Raw genomic sequence first — 343 nt, 5'->3', positions numbered from 1 at the left:
GGTGGGGTGTGCCGTCGTGTTCGGGGAAGACGGTGCGCAGGGTTTCGTGGCGCTGGACGACGTCGGTGAGGGCGGCGCTGAGCGCGGGGACGTCGAGCTCGCCCTCCAGGCGTAGCGCGACGGGGATGTTGTAGGCGGAGCCGCCGTCCAGGCGGTTCAGGAACCACAGCCGCAACTGCGCGAACGACAACGGCACGGCGTCGGATCGGTCCTTCGAGGTGAGGGACGGTCGGACCGGTCCCTCCTGGTCGAGGTGCTCGGTGAGGGCGGCGACGGTGGGGGCCTCGAAGAGGGTGCGGATCTCCAGGTCGACGCCGAGGGCGGCGCGGATGCGGCCGGCGAG

Annotated in this window: 1 protein-coding gene; it reads right to left on the bottom strand. The window is 72.0% G+C overall.

Features of this window, described 5'->3' with window-relative positions; genetic code table 11:
- Window positions 1–343: acyl carrier protein (locus tag ADK60_RS26420; protein ID WP_159400592.1), on the bottom strand; the 343-nt coding region annotated here is incomplete at both ends.

Source organism: Streptomyces sp. XY431 (assembly GCF_001279805.1).
Classification (GTDB): Bacteria; Actinomycetota; Actinomycetes; order Streptomycetales; family Streptomycetaceae; genus Kitasatospora; species Kitasatospora purpeofusca.
The sequence above is the reverse complement of the archived record's forward strand: the minus strand, read 5'-3'. Positions and strand labels throughout refer to the sequence as shown.